Origin of the sequence: Pseudalkalibacillus sp. R45 (genome assembly GCF_052246725.1) — a bacterium.
GTDB lineage: Bacteria > Bacillota > Bacilli > Bacillales > Fictibacillaceae > Pseudalkalibacillus.
Map to the genome: position 1 here is coordinate 369162 of NZ_JBQQCL010000001.1, position 17379 is coordinate 386540.

20 protein-coding genes are annotated in these 17379 nt (G+C 41.9%); 5 read left to right on the forward strand and 15 right to left on the reverse strand.

All coding sequences use genetic code 11. The features are described from left to right. Positions 1–8 precede the first annotated feature (8 nt). The 7 genes from sigI to ACTWQL_RS01970 all read right to left on the reverse strand — a co-directional run bounded on the left by sigI (position 9) and on the right by ACTWQL_RS01970 (position 4387). Entirely contained in the window at positions 9–779 is a 771-nt protein-coding gene (gene sigI, locus ACTWQL_RS01940) for an RNA polymerase sigma-I factor (RefSeq protein ID WP_443140743.1), read from the reverse strand. A gap of 379 nt (positions 780–1158) precedes the next feature. Continuing rightward, positions 1159–1482 (reverse strand): thioredoxin family protein, encoded by a 324-nt coding sequence (locus tag ACTWQL_RS01945; RefSeq protein WP_443140744.1) that lies wholly within the window; start codon positions 1480–1482, stop codon positions 1159–1161. Between the two features lie 26 nt (positions 1483–1508). Then, complete coding sequence (locus ACTWQL_RS01950; RefSeq protein WP_443140745.1) at positions 1509–2582, reverse strand: PQQ-dependent sugar dehydrogenase; 1074 nt, start codon at positions 2580–2582, stop codon at positions 1509–1511. Further along, positions 2579–2938 (reverse strand): toprim domain-containing protein, encoded by a 360-nt coding sequence (locus tag ACTWQL_RS01955; protein WP_443140746.1) that lies wholly within the window; start codon positions 2936–2938, stop codon positions 2579–2581. The genes ACTWQL_RS01950 and ACTWQL_RS01955 overlap by 4 nt, the downstream gene beginning before the upstream one ends. 198 nt (positions 2939–3136) lie before the next feature. Then, positions 3137–3379: a YusG family protein gene (locus ACTWQL_RS01960; protein WP_443140747.1), complete on the reverse strand. Its 243-nt coding sequence runs from the start codon at positions 3377–3379 to the stop codon at positions 3137–3139. Between the two features lie 173 nt (positions 3380–3552). Next, a complete protein-coding gene (gene gcvH / locus ACTWQL_RS01965) occupies positions 3553–3936 on the reverse strand; it encodes a glycine cleavage system protein GcvH (protein WP_443140748.1) in 384 nt (127 codons plus the stop codon). A gap of 94 nt (positions 3937–4030) precedes the next feature. Continuing rightward, the gene (locus tag ACTWQL_RS01970) at positions 4031–4387 is read right to left on the reverse strand and encodes an arsenate reductase family protein (RefSeq protein WP_443140749.1); all 357 of its coding nucleotides are present in this window, start codon (positions 4385–4387) and stop codon (positions 4031–4033) included. 253 nt (positions 4388–4640) lie between these two features. Between ACTWQL_RS01970 and ACTWQL_RS01975 the strand changes: the two genes are divergently transcribed. Then, positions 4641–5294 (forward strand): LysE family translocator, encoded by a 654-nt coding sequence (locus ACTWQL_RS01975; RefSeq protein WP_443140750.1) that lies wholly within the window; start codon positions 4641–4643, stop codon positions 5292–5294. Between the two features lie 133 nt (positions 5295–5427). Here ACTWQL_RS01975 and ACTWQL_RS01980 read toward each other — a convergent pair whose 3' ends face one another. From ACTWQL_RS01980 to ACTWQL_RS02000, 5 genes are all read right to left on the reverse strand, one after another. Then, on the reverse strand, positions 5428–7212 hold the full coding sequence (locus ACTWQL_RS01980) for an acyl-CoA dehydrogenase family protein (RefSeq protein WP_443140751.1): 1785 nt from the start codon (positions 7210–7212) through the stop codon (positions 5428–5430). Between the two features lie 15 nt (positions 7213–7227). Continuing rightward, positions 7228–8409: an acetyl-CoA C-acetyltransferase gene (locus ACTWQL_RS01985; protein ID WP_443140752.1), complete on the reverse strand. Its 1182-nt coding sequence runs from the start codon at positions 8407–8409 to the stop codon at positions 7228–7230. Positions 8410–8421: 12 nt separating this feature from the next. After that, a complete protein-coding gene (locus ACTWQL_RS01990; RefSeq protein WP_443140753.1) occupies positions 8422–10818 on the reverse strand; it encodes a 3-hydroxyacyl-CoA dehydrogenase NAD-binding domain-containing protein in 2397 nt (798 codons plus the stop codon). A gap of 363 nt (positions 10819–11181) precedes the next feature. Then, positions 11182–11679 carry a DinB family protein gene (locus ACTWQL_RS01995; protein WP_443140754.1) on the reverse strand — a complete coding sequence of 166 codons (498 nt, stop codon included), beginning with the start codon at positions 11677–11679 and terminating at the stop codon, positions 11182–11184. Positions 11680–12005: 326 nt separating this feature from the next. Next, positions 12006–12923, reverse strand: coding sequence for a proline dehydrogenase family protein (locus tag ACTWQL_RS02000; RefSeq protein ID WP_443140755.1), 918 nt, complete (start codon positions 12921–12923; stop codon positions 12006–12008). A gap of 209 nt (positions 12924–13132) precedes the next feature. Between ACTWQL_RS02000 and ACTWQL_RS02005 the strand changes: the two genes are divergently transcribed. The 4 genes from ACTWQL_RS02005 (at position 13133) to ACTWQL_RS02020 (ending at position 14633) form a co-directional block, all read left to right on the forward strand. Then, on the forward strand, positions 13133–13585 hold the full coding sequence (locus ACTWQL_RS02005) for a helix-turn-helix domain-containing protein (protein WP_443140756.1): 453 nt from the start codon (positions 13133–13135) through the stop codon (positions 13583–13585). Positions 13586–13753: 168 nt separating this feature from the next. Continuing rightward, positions 13754–13915 (forward strand): hypothetical protein, encoded by a 162-nt coding sequence (locus ACTWQL_RS02010; RefSeq protein ID WP_443140757.1) that lies wholly within the window; start codon positions 13754–13756, stop codon positions 13913–13915. 97 nt (positions 13916–14012) lie between these two features. Further along, complete coding sequence (locus tag ACTWQL_RS02015) at positions 14013–14294, forward strand: hypothetical protein (protein WP_443140758.1); 282 nt, start codon at positions 14013–14015, stop codon at positions 14292–14294. Positions 14295–14306: 12 nt separating this feature from the next. Continuing rightward, positions 14307–14633, forward strand: a complete 327-nt coding sequence (locus tag ACTWQL_RS02020) for a spore coat protein (RefSeq protein ID WP_443140759.1) — start codon at positions 14307–14309, stop codon at positions 14631–14633. A gap of 153 nt (positions 14634–14786) precedes the next feature. Here ACTWQL_RS02020 and ACTWQL_RS02025 read toward each other — a convergent pair whose 3' ends face one another. The 3 genes from ACTWQL_RS02025 to ACTWQL_RS02035 form a co-directional block, all read right to left on the reverse strand. Beyond that, positions 14787–15038, reverse strand: coding sequence for a YusU family protein (locus tag ACTWQL_RS02025; protein ID WP_443141445.1), 252 nt, complete (start codon positions 15036–15038; stop codon positions 14787–14789). 67 nt (positions 15039–15105) lie between these two features. Continuing rightward, the gene (locus ACTWQL_RS02030) at positions 15106–15756 is read right to left on the reverse strand and encodes a response regulator (protein ID WP_443140760.1); all 651 of its coding nucleotides are present in this window, start codon (positions 15754–15756) and stop codon (positions 15106–15108) included. Continuing rightward, positions 15746–17350, reverse strand: a complete 1605-nt coding sequence (locus ACTWQL_RS02035) for a sensor histidine kinase (RefSeq protein WP_443140761.1) — start codon at positions 17348–17350, stop codon at positions 15746–15748. Before ACTWQL_RS02035 ends, ACTWQL_RS02030 begins: the two co-directional genes overlap by 11 nt. Between the last annotated feature and the right edge of the window lie 29 nt (positions 17351–17379).

Genomic DNA, 17379 nt, shown 5'->3' on the forward strand with positions numbered 1-17379 from the left:
ATAGGATATCAGGAGGGCTCAATGTACGATCTAAGCGATGTGTACCCTCCAATGTAAATCAATGCAATCGCTATTATATACTTTCGATTACGTTCAATCGTTTTACGACTGCAAGAGACCATATTTAATAAATCTTTTATCGGCAGTTGTTTCTTCTCTGTCAAATAGGCTGCCAATTTCTCGTTTTCAGCTAATAGCTGCGCAATTTGCTTCGCGTTTTCACGCGCATCAATATGCTTAGGGCAGTTTTTGCTCAACACTTTGAACGTAATGCCGTACCCTTTGAGCAATTGTTGATATTCTTCAATTTCATAGACACGGTTTTCGACTTGCAATTGCTGATCATAGTGGCTGATTGCAGCTTGCTGTTCGGCAAAACTATCTTCAACACGGCCTTCTTCATCGGTTTCTTCAGGTTCTAGGAAGACATACCTGTTCTGTCGTGCTTCTTTACGGATAAAATCAATTACACGTCTACGGATGACCATGTCCGCAAATGTCAAGAAACGGCTTCCTTGTCCTTCTTGATATTGATTGATCGCTTCGTTGAATGCTGTCAATCCAATACTATATTCGTCACGAGATTGGTCAATATACTGGTTACAAACTTTAGACGTTACTTTTTTGATGAATGGTTGATAATTTTCAAGTAGTTCATTACGGAGGTCCTCATCTCCGCGTGTAATTCTTTTCACCTTATCTTCTATAGTAACTGCTTTGTTTGCCACTGGCTTATTGAATTTTGGTTTCATTACTAAATTCATGTTCATAGATGTCATTATTGTATCCACCTCACTACGGACAAGTTTTTAAACTTAAAAATTATTGAGGATGTCCAAACGGAATATATATCAAAAGTTAGAATTTTTTATGCAAAGGATAAAGAATCCATAACTCATTTATATCATTATTTTAGACGTTTGGAGGATACAATTTGATAACAATGTTACAAGCACTTTAACAATTGTAACATAATTTTATTCTGACTGACTTGACTAAATTTTCAAACTTTTACAAGTTCCTCTGTCTTAATTCGACAAATGTTTGCATTATTAGCGGGAAAGCGTTTTCTAAGATTTTTTTACCACAAAGAAAGATTTTAGTGAAAAGTGCCATTTTGAAATATATTAGGAAAAAATATCCACTAAAAAATCGCTTTTATTTATAAAATTTTTTTATTTCTCCATAAATATGATCGACAGAACGGAACGAATAAAGCATTTTAACCAGTTTCCCATCCTCTAAAAACGCAAGACAAGGGACACTTTTGACCTTCCATTGCTTTGCTGTCGTTGGCATTTGATTGATATTTCCGGAGAGGACCTCAGGTTTTTCTTGATCGGTAAACACTGCTAATGCAATCTCCAACATTTGATTGGCAAGTTTACAAGTGCCGCACAGCGGTGTGTGGAAAAAGATCACTGCCCGTTCCCTTTTGAATATTCGTTGGATCAATTGTTGCTGGTTTACTTCTTGTATCATGCCCTTCCAAGTTCCTTCCTTTGTGCTTACTCATTATCAAGCGGGAATTTTAATAGACGGTCATCTTCCGGTTTAGGATTACCTCTTCCATCCGTATTGTTGGTAATGGCGTATAGGGATCCGTCGACGATTTCGATATCTCTCATTCTCCCATACCCCTCAGTGAATGTCCGGCTGGTGTTATTATTCAAATCAAACTCCCTGATCTGTTTTCCAGCTAAAAACGCCACATAAATCTTGGAATCAGATATCGCTAGACCAGATGGAGCCCATGTACCATCTCCAGAATGAAAAATCGGCTTGATCATTCCTTCGTGTTCTTCATCCCCTCTGATGACCGGCCATCCATAATTTCCTCCAGCCACAATTTCGTTGATTTCATCACGATCGGTTGAGCCATGTTCAGAACTGTACATCTTACCGTCTTTTGTCCAACCTATCCCTTGAGGATTCCTGTGTCCATATGAATAAACAGGTGAATCATTGAACGGGTTTTCGTCTGGGATGGTTCCGTCCAAGTTCAGTCGTAATATCTTACCTGCTAAACTATCCTCGTCTTGGGCAAGGTCCGGTTCACCTGCGTCACCTGTTGTTATATACAGTTTTTCGTCAGGTCCGGCTGCTAAACGTCCCCCGTTATGAATCGGTCCACCAGGGATTCCTTCAATCAGTATATCGGTCTCTTTCCAAATAACTTCATCTTTTTGGACCTTCACCACTCGATTCAGAAGTCGCCCATCTTCTTGATATGTATGATATAGATAAGCCTCTAAGGGCTGACTTCCCTCTATAATATAAAATCCAAGCAATCCACTTTCCGTGCGTGAAACGATCTCTTTCGATACTTCTACGGTTTGATTTTGTTTCGTGCCTTCTGAAATGCTCATGATTTCACCAGGACGCCCTGAAAGATAGTAGACAGTGTTTTCCACGATATTAATTTGCCATGGAACCTCTAGTTCTGTTGCTAACGTTTGAATATCTTGATTTTGATTGACGGGTTGAGATTTGGAATTCTTTTCGTCAGGAGGCGTCTTTTCATTTTCAAAACAGCCGGTCATCATTAATATAAGCAGGGCAGGTAAAAGGAGTTTCTTCATGTCGCACCTCCATTCAACAGATAGCTGCGGTTGATTTCAAAATTAGCGTTTAAGAGAATTTTAGCGAGGTACATATGCGGGGTCTCCGCTACCTCTTTATAGATGCTTTGGGTGTACAAATGTCTTGCATTCGGGAGTTCCCTTTTTAAAATTTTCCTCAGCTTATGCCCAGCATCATCTTCATCAACGAGGATATAAATATCTCGATGCTCTATGGATTCAATAAGTTCTTCGAGTTTTGTAAAACTTATCGTCCCATGCGTACAAATGATTTCCACTGGTTCATCCAATAGTTTACGTACCTTTTCACGGTCGGTTTTCCCCTCGACGATCAGCACTTTCTTATCTGTATCCATTATCGTTCCCACCTGTTTTCTTATCTTGTTAACCACACATTTTTAATATATACGGCACTGGTGTCCGTTAAAATTCTAAAAGACGTTTTTTGTTACAGATAACGCCTCTCCTGTCCGTAATTCTTTCCTTATAAGTTACTATTTCTAATAGAGCCTAGTTAAAAAAGAAAAAAGCAGCGGATCACACTGGACCGCTGCTTAGCACCAACCAAATTCACAATCATCTACAAGCTGTTGATTTCGAGCAGGCGGGTTTGAATCATGACGATAGATCTTGTCAGAATCAAACTCAAAACCTTCCCCCATCTCATACAGATTACCCTGATTAGTGAACGTGATTTTACCTATCTTATCTTTGTTCAAGTACAGAGACATAGAACCCTGGTCCATCTTGCCATAAACCTTATTCGTAATATCTGTTTTACGAATATCTTGGTCCATCAAGATCACACCCTTCTAAAGATTTGTGTTCAAAAAAGGCAAATCGGCAACATCTCATTTATGATGATTTTTGAACAACCTTTTTCATGGTAGTAATAGAATAACCAACTTAGAAGCAGATGAATCACTTTGATGTTCTGTTTTATGTCCTGTCACTGTGTTTATTGAAAATCTTACTCTTCACTTACCATCTTTTGATAATCATCCGCAGACATCAATTTCTCTAGCTCTGACTCATTAGAAAGCTCAACAACGATCATCCATGCTTTCTCATACGGTGATTCATTGACAAACTCAGGATTATCTTCAAGATCTTCATTTACTTCTAATACTTTTCCGCTTACTGGAGCGTATAATTCAGATACAGTCTTAACAGATTCAACGCTTCCGAATGGCTCGTCCACTTTGATATCATCGTCTACTTCTGGAAGTTCAACGAATACGATATCACCAAGCTCATCTTGCGCAAAAGCGGTGATTCCAATATAAGCTTTGTTTCCTTCAACTCTTACCCATTCATGTTCTTCTGAATAACGTAATTCCTTTGGATATTCCATTCTTATCCCTCCATAAGTTTCTCATTAAAGTTTAGTTTCTTAAAATGATTCTAATGTAATAGTAATATAAAACAGTATGCTTTCGCAATCTGTTCTATTTCCACGTTTGTTCAAACTGATCCTCTTTAAAGCCAATTGTTACGGTTTTTCCGTCTGTTACAATCGGACGCTTGATCAACATGCCATCTGATGCAAGCAGTTCCAGTAGTTCTTCTTCTGAAGAATTTTTCATTCGATCCTTCATGCCGAGTTCGCGGTATTTCTTTCCACTCGTATTGAAGAACTTCTTCAGCTCCAGTCCGCTCTTTTCGTAAAGAGAGGTTAACTCTTCTTTTGATGGGGTGTTTTCGACAATATGTACATCCTCGTAAGCAACACCATTTTCATCCAGCCATTTCTTTGCCTTCTTACAAGTTGAACAGCTTGGATACTCATAAACTGTTAGCGACAATTGGGACACTCCTTACTCAACAAATTCTGTATTTTCTGAATGAGGTTCCATTCTATTTTATCACAACCTATTGCCTGACAAACGTATAAAGGCTTATTACCGAAATTTAATTTAGTTGCAATTAAGGGTGAACCATCTGCAAAACCATTTTGTGTTAATGAAGCTCTGCATAGCTTGTTTCATTTTTCGAGTTCTATGTGCTTTCTTACCTTCATTAAATAGTATATGACAAGCTTGTTGAAGGAGAATGCAGATGCTCGCCACTGTTTCTGGTTACATCCTATTAGGTCTTTCTATCGCAGCTCCGGTCGGCCCCATCAACGTCGAAATCATCAAAAGAGGGCTCCAGTATGGGTTTTGGCCAGCTTTTCTTGTTGGAGCGGGCGGAATCTCCTCCGATCTTACTCTTATGGCGCTCATGTTTTTCGGACTTTCCAAAATCATGTCTCTTGCATGGGTGAAAATCATACTGACATTATTAGGCTGTTTCATCCTATTATATTCAGGTTGGACAAACCTTCGAGCTACCTCACAAGCAATGGAAACTTCAAAAGCTTCGGCTTCCATTCCGGCTGGTATTGGCACACGTTCCTATTTGACGGGAGTAACCATCGCCGCTTCCAATCCAATGAATTTACTTTTCTGGCTCGGGATTTATGGCTCCGTCCTGAATCGTGCACTGCATCAGAACAATCATTTACAATCTTTCTTTTTATGCAGTCTCGTTTTGCTTGGAATCGGTTTATGGAACCTGAACCTCGCATTTACTGTACACTTCGGAAGACTATTGATGAACACGCGTGTCATGAGGGGTATCAATATCTTTGCCAGTCTCGTATTGATCGGATATGGCCTGAAGTTCGGTTATATAGGACTTAGCGAACTACTGTACATAATCATTTCTTGAAGCCGAACTTGATCTCCTTCATTAAATTTGCCGGAATGTAAAAAAGGTCCCCATCAGCATTGGAGACCTCTTTTAAGAGAGTGTGTTTTTATCTGGAAAAGAGAGTATTAGTGTTTACTAATTACACGTTGATCTAAACGACGTATTTACCTTCATTCAATAAGACACCAGCAACTTCACGCTTCTTCTTGACAACATTGATCGGTGTGTAACGAGTCAATTTCTTGAGAGCAGAAAGCATCATACGAAGTTGATCGCCGTCTTCGATTGTGACGATTGATTCCTTCGCATGGGACTCAATCCGCTCAAAGGCTTCCTGACAATAGATTTCTGTGAGACGAATTTTTTGTGCCGCTTTTTCTGCGCCGTGTTTTTGGATCGCTTTTTCAGTCCTCAGCACGACGGATTCAATGGCATACGCCTCACTTACGATATCCGCGACATTTGAAAGAATTTCTTGTTCATGTTCGAGCTTTTCGCCATATTTTTGGACAGCAAGACCAGCAATCATCAAGAAAATCTTCTTCGCATTTTTCACAAATTGTTTTTCTTGAGCGAGCGGTTCATCACCAAGCTCCTCTGGCATTAGCATCATCAGCTCATTTTGAAGCTCTGTCGCTTTTTGAAGGAGTGGCAATTCACCTTTCATCGCTTTACGGAGAAGTGTACCTGGCACCAATAAACGGTTGATTTCATTCGTTCCTTCAAAAATACGATTGATCCTTGAGTCCCGGTACATGTTTTCAACTTCATATTCGGACATAAAACCATATCCACCATGGATTTGAACTGCTTCATCGACGACATGGTCCAATACTTCTGAAGCGAACACTTTATTCAGTGAACACTCGATCGCATACTCCGCAATTCCTTTAGCAAGTAGAGAGCCGTCTTTCTGCTCTTCAGCTGACAAATCGCCAAGACGGTTTTCATACATTCCGACTGTCCGATAGACGGAACTTTCTGAGGCGTACGTCTTTGCAGCCATAGTCGCAAGCTTCTCCTGGATGAGCGTGAAGCGCGAGATCGGCTGCTTGAACTGTTGGCGTTCATTTGCATATTTGATCGATACTTCAAGCGCGCGTTTAGCTGCCCCTACACAGCCAACCGCAAGTTTATACCGACCGATATTCAAAATATTGAACGCGATCACATGTCCTCGGCCAGCTTCACCGAGCAGATTTTCTTTCGGTACTAATGCATCATCTAGAATGAGCGTACGTGTAGATGAGCCTTTGATTCCCATCTTCTTTTCCTCTGGCCCTGTAGATACACCTTCAAAATCACGCTCTACAATGAATGCTGAAAAATGTTCGCCATCGATTTTGGCATAAACCACGAAAACATCTGCAAACGCTGAGTTCGTGATCCATTGTTTCTCACCATTCAACACATAATGAGTTCCAGTATCATTCAGCTTCGCGACCGTTTTTGCACCTAGTGCATCTGAACCAGAACCTGGCTCAGTCAATGCATATGCTGCGATGCGTTTTCCTGTGGCAAGGTCAGGTAAATACTGTTGCTTCTGCTCTTCATTCCCGAACAAAACGATTGGCAAGGAACCGATCCCGACGTGCGCACCATAGCTTAATGAAAATGAACGTGCTCTTGAAAACTTCTCAGTGATAAGTGAGGAACTGATTTTATCGAGAGCCAGACCACCGTATTCCTCAGGAACATCGGCCCCTAGAAGCCCTAACTCTCCTGCTTTTGTCAGTAAGTCCCTTGAAATATCGAACTGATGGTTTTCAATCTTTTCAAGTTGCGGAACGACTTCTTTTACGACAAAATCTTCTGTTGTCTTCCCCATCAAAACCTGTTCTTCGTTGAAATCCTCTGGTGTAAATACACTCTGCGCTTCTACTTCTTCTATCAGGAAGCTTCCACCTTTTGCTGCTTTTTCTACACTGCTAGACATACCTTCTACCTCCTTTTATGATTGGATCAACTCGAATACTCCAGCGGCTCCCATACCTCCGCCGATACACATTGTGACTACTCCGAACTGCTCGTTTCTTCGTATCATCTCGTGCATTAGCGTTAATGTCAGTTTTGCACCACTGCAGCCAAGTGGATGACCTAATGCGATCGCGCCGCCGTTGACGTTGACTTTTTCTTCATCAAGCCCTAGCTGGCGGATGACCTGCAATGATTGCGATGCAAAAGCTTCATTCAGCTCGAACAAACCAATGTCGGATTGCTCAAGTCCCGCAAGCTTCAATGCTTTTGGAATAGCTTCAACTGGTCCGACGCCCATGATTTCAGGTGCGACACCAGCAACAGCGAATGACCGGAACTTCAAAATCGGTTTCAATCCTTCCGCTTCAGCTTTTTCACGATCCATGACAAGGACGGAAGCTGCACCGTCACTCATCTGGGAAGAGTTTCCTGCCGTTACGCTTCCCTTTGGAGAGAAGGCAGGTCTTAGTTTCCCGAGCACTTCAAGTGTGGTATCCGCCCGGACTCCTTCATCTGTTGAAAATGTTGTCAATTTTTCTTGCAATTTATTGTTTTCATCGACCCAGCGTTTCGGCACTTCTACTGGTACGGTTTCATCTTTAAATTTACCTTCCTGAATGGCTTTTGCAGCCTTCTGATGACTCCGTAATGCAAATTGATCCTGATCTTCTCTAGTGATGCCGAATCGGTTTGCAACCTCTTCTGCTGTATAGCCCATTCCCATATAATATTCAGGCCTTGAATCGAGAAGCGCAGCATTCGGCTTAACAACATGACCTGGAACTGGGACAAGACTCATTGATTCAGCCCCGCCAGCAATGATCGCTTCAGCATGACCGAGCATAATCCGCTCAGCTCCATAGGCGATACTTTGCAACCCGGAGGAGCAATATCGGTTGATTGTGATGGCCGGTACATTATCCGGTAATCCTGCGAGACCGCCGATCAAACGAGCCATGTTCATCCCTTGCTCTGCCTCTGGAATCGAACATCCGATGATCAAATCATCGATTAGGCCATCATAGCCACCAGCTCGTTTCAATGTCTCTTTTACTGTCAATGCACCCAGATCATCCGGCCTTACATTGGCAAGTGTTCCTCTTTTCGCTTTTCCGACAGGTGTTCTTGCACCTGCAACAATTACTGCTTCTTGCATCTTCACCCCTCCTTAGTTGCGTAGTGGTTTTCCTTTTACGAGCATATGCTGCATACGTTGTTGTGTCAGCGGTTCCCCTGCAAGACTCAAGAATGCTTCGCGCTCAAGGTCCAATAAGTATTGTTCATCAACGAGTGTGCCCTCAGGTACTTTACCTCCAGCAATGACATAGGCTAATTTTTTAGCGATTTTTAAATCATGATCTGAAATCATATTGCCGAATTTCATCGTCTGCGCACCGAGTAGCATCGTTGCGTATCCGGCTTCCCCAGCTACTGGGATCTTTTTACGTTGAGGCGGGCGGTACCCTCTGTTATATAAGGAAAGGACTTGTTGTTTCGCGTCATAGATCAGGTGATCCGCGTTGACACTGATCCCGTCCTGTGGTCGTAAAAATCCAGCTTCCTTCGCTTCATGAGCTGAGGTTGAAACCTTCGCCATCGCAATCGATTCGAATGTTTGAATCGCCAGTTTTTGAAGGTCAGGTTTAATATCTTTCGGAACTTGCTCTAACAGGCGAGTGTACAATTCCTTGTTTCCACCGCCGCCAGGTATGATCCCGACTCCCACTTCAACAAGACCCATATACGTTTCAAAGGATGCTTGAAGACCTGCTGCAGGAAGTGATACCTCTGTTCCTCCTCCAAGTGTCATGTTAAAAGGAGCGACGACAACTGGTTTCGCACTATAACGTACTCGAGCCATCGTTTGTTGGAATTGTCGGACCATAAAATCAAGTTCAAAGAAATTATCATCCTGCGCTTCCATCATGATCAGCATCAGGTTAGCCCCAACACAGAAGTTCTTCCCCTGGTTTCCAATGACAAGTCCTTTGTAGTTCTTTTCCACTTCATCAATCGCATGATGGATCATCTGGATGATATCCGGGCCGATTGAATTGTTTTGTGAATGGAATTCCAATAAAGCAACTCCGTCACCCAAATCAATCAGACTAGCACCTGTGTTTTTCTTGATGACGCGATTTTCATTCTTAAGGCGGCTCAAACGGATGATTTTACTATTTTCATTGGCCTGTTTGTACTCGCCTTTATTATAAAATTCAAGATCTATTCCTTTTTGCTGATAAAATTCTTTTTTGCCTGATTCAAGCATGTCAGTAACCCATGGCGGGATGGTTTCCCCTTCTGCTTTCATGCGTTCGACTGACTTTTCAACTCCGATCGCATCCCATGTTTCGAATGGACCCAGTTCCCAGCCAAATCCCCATTTCATTGCGTCATCGATCGCTTTGATATCATCAGCAATCTCATAAGCTTTTTCCGCAGAATAGAGTAGAACTGGTTTTAAAATCGACCAGATCAGCTTTCCAGCACGATCGTCTGCATATACAAGCGCTTTCATTTTATCCGGTAAAGTCTTTGCCTGTTTGCTAGTCTCAGTGGATGCTGTTTTCAACTTTTTACGCGGACCATATTCAAGAGTTTCAGGATCAAGCTCAAGAATCTCGCTCTTCCCATCGACTTTTTTCTTTAAGTAAAATCCTTGCCCGTTCTTGCTGCCGATCCAGCCTTTTTCATTCATCTTCTGCATGAACGCTGGAACTTCAAAAACAGCTTTCTCTTCCCCTTCCACCTGATCATATACGTTCTTAGCAACGTGGATGAAGGTGTCGAGCCCGACGACATCCAAGGTACGGAATGTAGCACTCTTCGGACGACCGATCGCTGGCCCTGTCACCGAATCGACTTCCCCTACTGAGTAGCCGTTTTTCAGCATTTCTTGAACGGTAACCAACAATCCATATGTTCCGATCCGGTTTGCGATGAAGTTCGGAGTATCCTTCGCTTCAACGACTCCCTTACCGAGCACCTCTTCCCCAAACTGATTGATGAACTCAAGCACTTCAGGTTTCGTAGCACTTGTCGGAATGACCTCTAAAAGTTTTAAGTAACGCGGCGGGTTGAAAAAGTGCGTGCCGAGGAAGTGTGCTTTAAAATCTTCACTTCTTCCTTCTGCCATCGCATTGATCGAGATACCTGATGTATTGGAACTTACAATCGTTCCAGGTTTCCGATGCTGCTCGATTTGTTCAAAAACCTTCTTTTTGATAGTCAAGTTTTCTACAACGACCTCAATAATCCAATCCACTTCACCAAGCTTTTCAAGATCGTCCTCTAAATTCCCCACCTCGATCATCTCAAGGTGATCCTTTGAGCTAAGTGGTGCCGGCTTGTGCTTCAACAATTTTTGTCTAGCTGTTTCAGCCAATTTGTTCCTCACTTGCGGGTGCTCTAAAGTAAGCCCCTTTGCTTCTTCCTTTTCGGTAAGCTCTCTCGGTACGATATCCAGTAAAATACTCGGGATACCTACGTTAGCTAAATGAGCAGCTATTCCTGAACCCATTACACCTGAGCCGATGACAGCCACCTTACGAATCTGATATGACATGATGAACCTCCTTCATATGAATGAATACTCATTCATTTTTTAAGCAAAAAATAGAGCATAAACCAAATATATGTTCAAAAAGCCGGAAATAGAGTAGTGACTTTTTGAACCTCCCTTAAAATAAAGTTCAAAAAGGTGACGAATAAGGAACAAGAAGTTCTAGGCACGATGGTTTTTGAGGACCGGAGCGTATAATATAATACGTGAGGACCGGTAAAACCGAGTAACGCCGAAATTCGCCGTTCATTATTTGGTGACTTTTTGAACCTCCTCTATAAATACTATAAGAAATTTTGACCCATTACGCAACACAAATTTCAGAAAATTTTTATGATTGCGTCTTATTTTTATTCTACAAGTACTTCAAGCCGATGGACGATGCATTTTAAGGATTTCTTTGATTTGATCGGTGTGCCGTCTTTCGTGATAGCCAATGAAATCGATCCACTGCGATAACTTCATTGGCCCGAAAATCGGGTGTGAAAAAGCTCTTTTCTCAAGCAATGAAGGATCATCTACTTCTTCTAACACCTGAATGAGCTTATTTCTTGATTGTTGCAGGGCAATTTTTGCTTCATCCTTTGATTTATAACGTCCGATGGGTCGTACATACTCAGGTGCATCCACAACGGGATACCTTTTTGCCGAACGATATACTGGGTGGTCGGGCGTTTCTGTGTCTTCTCCATGACAGATCAAGTATTCACTTTGCTTGGTAATGACATGTTCAATCAAAACTAAGTGTTCCAATACCTCTAAAACAGACCATGAATCAATTGAAATACGAGCTTGACCTTGTTCATCTGGAATTTCATCAATTGTTGCCATCAATTCTTTTCTGCCTTCATCAAAAACGGACACGTTCATCCCTCCTCGAAAACTATAAAATGACTCTTCTTAAATCAATGTTCGACAAACCCGTTGCGAATTCCCTTTATTTTTTTCATAATATGCTGGTTTGGGTGGAGGTTGTGTTATTTATTTTTTACAGCAGTAGTGTTCAACCTTCTTGGTATTACTGTTTTTAAGATAGTGCTACATTTTATTCTCTATCTGTTGTCCCGATTCCGCTCTTTTTGGGACAGGGGCACTGCTTTTTTGCTTGCTGCTGTCCGAAGTTGTCCTAAATCAACATCAAGCCAAAGCAAAAAAAAGAAACAGACGTCATACGCCTGTTTCCACAAATTTTATTTTCCGAGTACACCTTTCAATACGAATGCTACGTTTGCTGGTCGTTCTGCAAGACGTCGCATGAAGTAGCCATACCAGTCATTTCCGTACGGGACATAGACACGCATTTTATACCCTTCATCCCGCAGTTGTCGTTGAGCATCGATCCGGATTCCGAATAGCATTTGGAACTCAAATTGATCATTCGGAATGTTATGCTCTTTTACAATTTCTTTCGTATAAGAGATGATTTCATCGTCATGAGTGGCGATTGCAGTATAGTTTCCGTTCAATAGATGCATTTTGATGATTTTCTTGAAATTCTCATCCACATCTTTTTTCTCTGGAAAAGCGACAGAAGGAGATTCCTTATAAGCACCCTTAACCAGCCGCAAGTTAGGGCTTAGTGAATCGAGATCTTGAATATCTTCAACTGTTCTATATAGATAAGACTGCAATACAGTGCCGATATTTTCATATTGTGTTTTCAATTCTTTAAAGATATCAAGTGTAGCCTGGCAGCGCGCTTCGTCCTCCATATCGATCGTGACGAAAACATCATTCTTATCCGCGGCTTCCATTATCCGCTTCATGTTTTTTAAAACCAATTCACGACTGATATCTAATCCCATTGAAGTCAATTTCAACGATAGCTGTGAGTTCAGATTTTCTTTCGCTATCGATTCGATCGCTTCGATACAGTGATCTGTCATCTCTTTTGCTTCATGCTCATTATCGACAAATTCACCAAGGTGATCGATGGTAACGTATAGCCCTTCTTGATTAAGCTTTTGGATGACATTCAAGGAACTTTGTAATGAGGCACCAGCGACAAAACGTCCTGCCCCAAATCGGAGACCGTATTTCTTCGCCATCTTTGTCGCCACTTTATTTTTACCCATGAACAAAAAGAAATTTTTCAATATCTTTTCCATAAAAAATCCCCCTATACTGAAAACGGATACAAAAGGTTGTACACTATATATGAACTAAAACTGTTTTGACTAAACCCAACAGTATTTTAACATTTTTTCGACAACATTTTTACTTTTTTCAAAATTTAATTTTTTCTACTTTAAAATTGTAATTATTCTTGAAAAGGTGTAAAATTACACAAAACCATTTTAGGAGAGAAAAATACCAAATGAATATGGATCAGATGATTGAAATCGTGTCTTCCAAATTGAAGCTAATCCGTATCGAACATGGATACACCCAGGATAAAATGGCATCCACATTGGGGATTTCTAAAAAAACACTTTTACAAATTGAAAAGCAAAGGACACATGCGAACTGGACGACAGTAGCAGCAGTGGCGGCTCTGTTCCGGAACAGTGAAATATTGAAAACAGCATTAGGCGGAGACCCTGTTGAAATCGCAGAAATTCTCGCTCACCAGGGGATTGATCGACCGAAAGAACAGACAATGGGCGGTAGAGTATGGTGGAAGGATGTAAAGCAGGAGAATGGTTTCAAGTTGCAGCAAAATTTGATTAGTAAACATTACAGGATTTTGGATGCTGATAATCACCGCTGGTATAGTTCATTTGATGTCGATGAAGCTTATGAACGTCTGGATGAACTCGTTAATTCGTGATACCCATCATTTGTATAGGTTGTTTTCGCAAACATTGTTGGTCTTGAAAGTCGTTGATTTCCGCTCCAGGATGCTCGCTTTCCGCGGGGCGTGCGGTGAGCCCACTCGTCGCCTTGCTGTGCTCCTGCGTCTACAAGAAAGTCCTGTCGAAGCGAGCTTTCTCGTCGCATGCCTTGCGAGGAGATTATTCAGGTAGTAGGCACGCTGATCCCACAGGACAAGGAAAGCTTCGGCAGCGTTACATCGCACGAAGAAAATGTGATTTCTTTTTCGAGGAGTCTCGCACCTTGCTCTTCAATCAACTTGCACAAGGTGATTTTTAAAAAATAACTCAAAAGCAACATCTTTTAGAAAAGAGCCTTTGAATAAGTATCGGTCATTGTGGAAACCTATCCTCGACATAATGTAAAAATGAGGAGGGAACCCAATGCCACAACATCAACAACACCCTCAGAACCAACAAGGGTTTATGCCACAGCCCCCGCGTGTCATAACTGGAAAAGATCAGCTATACATTACAGACATGATGAGCTGGAACCTGCTTGCTGCAAAAAAATGCAGCTATTTTGCTAAGCAGTGTCAGGACCAGGAAGTCAAAGCTGCGATTCAACAGGCTGCTCAAATGCATACGCGCCACTATGATCAGCTTTTGCAGCATCTTCAAAGCCATTTGAACGATCAGACTCAAAACCAGAACATGACGCAATAAGGAGGGTGTAAGATGAATATTCAAAATCCAGAATCAAATGTCCCGAAAACGCCTGAAATGAATGACCGTGATTTTATCAATGACGTGTTGGCAACTGAAAAATATATGACAGACGCATATTCAACTGCAATGAATGAAGCGAGTCATCAAGCGCTTTATCAAGATATTTCCTCGATTGCGAAAGAGACGCAAGATTGCCAGCGCAACCTGTTTAATGTGATGTTCCAAAAAGGCTGGTACACATTTGAACAAGCGCAGCCTCAAAAGCTTCAACAGGATTACCAACAGTTTTCGGGTTACAAAAACCAACTCCCTGGCGGAGGCACGACAATGCAATAAAGAAAACTTGGCTAAGCCAAGCCTTAGCGCAGGCTTAGCCTTAGTTGCCCTTATATTGAAGAAAGTATTTATACTTTCTTTAAATGTAAAGATTAAAAGAGGGCTGTCCTAAGAAAAGTGTCAGACACTTTTTGGACAACCCTCTTCTTTAAATTAATTATTCTGCTCATTCCGATATTGTTCGTTCCGCTCCCGAATTTCCTGGATGAGTTCTTTCATACCTTCTTTCGCATCTGGATATTGTTCATTCCAGTGCTTTACCAGAGGGGGCATCGATTTTGACATATACGTATACAACGCCCACATCTGCACCTTCTCTTTCAATTCATCATCCGTTTCGCCTAAAAGCAAATCAGTATATTTGGTTAGCAGACCATCAAACTGTTCCCTCAGTTTTTGTTCCATTATCCAATCACCGTCCTCTAACGTTTGTTGGTATTCTATCATAAGGCACTCCTAATGTTAAAATGCCTCAAGCATCGAACCACTTGTTCTTCATCGCTAAAATGGCGGCTTGGGTCCGATCATGCAAGCCTAACTTGCCGAGAATATTGCTCACATGGGTTTTTACTGTTTTTTCAGTTATGAACAGCTCAGTGGATATTTCTTTGTTGTTGCGTCCAAGTGTGATCTGGCGAAGCACATCTTTTTCCCTGGCAGTCAGCTGGTTGAAGCTTTTTTCTGCTTCGTTCGTCTTGGTTCCATTTGAAACATGGCTCAGCAGTTGCGAGGTGGCAGTTGGATGCAGGTGTGTTTCACCAGCATATACCGCTTTGATCGATTTTACGAGTTCATCCGGCTCAATATCTTTTAGTTGGTATCCATCTGCTCCAGCCTGTAGTGCAGGAACGACATGATCTTGATCTGAAAAACTAGTCAGGACAATGATTTTCATGTTCGGGTGCTCATTTTTAATTCGTTTTGTCGCTTCAATTCCATCCATCACTGGCATTGTCAAATCCATCAATACGACATCAGGCTGTAGCGCTTTAACCTGACGGATCGCCTCTTCACCGTTCGACGCCTCTCCTACCAGATCGATTTCAGATTGGGTTCCGAGAAAGAACCGCAAGCCCTTCAATACCATGAGATGGTCATCCACTAACAATACTTTAATCCCCATCATAACCCCCTCTTTCCTGCTTGATTTGAAAACGTACTGCGACTGTCGTCCCTTCTTCAGGCTTGCTTTCGATTTTCATCGTACCGCCCATGATTTCCGTCCGCTCTTTCATACTTGAGAGGCCGAATGACCAGCTTTCGTGATCATCACGTATAGTAAACCCACAGCCTTCATCTTGGACGCGGAGGATAACTTCATCTTTTTTCCTGCTTAAAAACAGATGGACATCCTGTGTCCTCGCATGCTTATGGACATTATTCAACGCTTCCTGACCGACACGCCACAATGTTTCTTCAATCATTCTCGGTATATTCCCGACTCCTTTGATTTCTTCGGTCACATTCAGTCCTAATGATTCGCCGTATTTTTTGAGGGAAACAATCACCCCTTCTTCCAAACCAGCAGGCTTCAACTGCCAGATCATCGTCCTCATTTCTCCTACAACTTCTTGGGATAAAGCTTGCATTTCACTCAACGACTCAGTAACCATTTCATTATCAGATAACTGTTTTACATATTCTTTCAATCCCCGCGCAGTCAAACTTAAGGAAAACAGTTTTTGGTTCACAGAGTCATGTAAATCTCGGGCTAAACGATTCCGTTCTTCAATCAATGCCAATTCACGGCTTTTTTCGAACAGACGTGCTTTTTCCAAGACGAGTGAAAGGTGATCTCCCAGGGCACGAAGTACATCTTGATCAATCTCTTCCGATTGTTCTGAATTTTGATGACCGATGAGACAACCAATCCACTCTTCCCCTATCAATAACGGTATGAGAAAAGACTTTTCCATTGATATTCCGTAGTGACTTAGTTCCTGTTGGACGGTCTGATTGGAAAGTGTTGCTGTTAGATCACCATCAGGAGCAATCGGGAAACGTTTATGTATTTTTTGAGATACATTTTGAAAATAAGTCCCTCGTAAGGCAAGAATATTTTCCTCTCTTATGAAAAAAACCAGTGCATCCAGGTTGAACAATCGACCGATATTTTCGACCGTGCATTGAGGCAGGTGATGGATATCATTCATTTTCCATATCGAGCGGCTGATTTCATCAAGTTTCGCATATTGCTCCGCCTTTTTTTGCTGGGCTTCATACAATTTCGTCCTTTTGATCGCTGTTCCGATTTGAAATGACACAGACTGCAGCAGATCCAACTCGTCTTCTGTAAACTCATTTTTCCCTGGTTCAGCCACATTCAATAACCCGAATTTCTCACCGCCAGCAATGAGCGGGACTGTTGCATGATGTGTAATCCCCTTCGTATCTCCCCAATCGTAATCGATCGCATCTTCAATACGTTTGCAATTGATGATATTGACCGCCTTCTGCAAACGGCCATCCCAAACCTTATCCAAACACCAACAACCACCCTCACACATCGGCTTTTTCCCTTCCCAGGACAAAGCTGGCGGCAAGTTGACATCTGCGACGAATGTATAAGTCGGTTCTTTGCTTGTTAGAAAGATCCATCCTGTGGATAACCCCGTCACTTCAAGGAGTTTTTCCAATACGGATTGAAGCATTTCCTTCAAGTCATTGGATTGATTCAACGTTTCTGCGATTACTTTCAGCGTATGGACTCTCGACATGGTCCCCTCTCCATTTCTTCCATCAGACA